We start from the raw sequence: 967 nt of genomic DNA, 5'->3' as shown, positions 1-967 counted from the left end.
ATTGTTCTTGTTATATTTGTTTTTTTCATTGTGGGGTCCTCCTTTTGATTTTTGCGACTTAATTATATCACAATCATTTCTTTGTGTCAATTTTTCATTTTGTCCGTGGACAAATTTAGCTAAAATATCCTGCCTGAAGATTAAGCGAATAGATGTATCTATCGTTCATAAACTCCTCTATCATATGGTTTATCCAAAACATATAGTGTGTTCTGAGCATTTCTATCGGTTCTTCTGAGGGCAGTTCTCTCTGCGTATGGAGAAGTGGATAGTAAAGTGACAGCCAGTATCTTTCAGAGTTGCGGTCAAACCTTTTCCAAAAATCTTCTTCGCTGACTTTCATCTCAAAAAGCATATTCTTGAATTGTATCTGAAATTTTTTCGATGTGCGTAAAAAAGCTTTTCTTGAGCCACTGAAATCATGGTTCTCACCCATGCCGTCAAGCTGATTATAGTATGCTTTGAAAATCTTATCATAGTATGCTTTCATTCGTTCAAGACAACGTTCTTCTTCGGTCATTGCTATGTGCTGTGGCTGTTCCGTAGCCGACCAAAACTCCTCACCGACAAAATCTCTTATTTCGTCAATGGTGTAAAGAAGCATTGTTTTTTTATCAAACTCAGGGTCATTGAGCTTTTCTTCTCCTTTTTTGATAAAATCATCAACTTCATTGCTCGGTCTGATAAGGCTCTCTATCTTCGCTTCATCAAGTTCGGGCAAGTTTTTATAATACTTATAATCTTTTACCATTGTTATACCTCCCATATGTTTTCTACACCTATATTATACCATACAGCAAGAAAACACGTCAACGGCAGAATAGCCAAACTTTCGCGCCAAATATTGTGCATTTTTGAATTGATTAAAACATTTATGAACTTGTTTTCAGGGAAAACTCTCGAGAAAAAAAGCACTGAGATATATTATCCTCAGTGCTTTTATTATGTAAATCACATTTGTTTTGCA

Annotated in this window: 1 protein-coding gene; it reads right to left on the bottom strand. The window is 35.5% G+C overall.

Annotated features, from left to right (window positions below; genetic code table 11):
- Positions 1 to 115 precede the first annotated feature (115 nt).
- Entirely contained in the window at positions 116 to 751 is a 636-nt protein-coding gene (locus QVO88_RS06425; protein WP_022287677.1) for a hypothetical protein, read from the bottom strand.
- Positions 752 to 967 lie beyond the last annotated feature (216 nt).

Origin of the sequence: Ruminococcus sp. CAG:57 (assembly GCF_000435935.1) — a bacterium.
GTDB classification, from domain to species: Bacteria; Bacillota; Clostridia; order Oscillospirales; family Ruminococcaceae; genus Hominimerdicola; species Hominimerdicola aceti.
The sequence above is the reverse complement of the archived record's forward strand: the minus strand, read 5'-3'. Positions and strand labels throughout refer to the sequence as shown.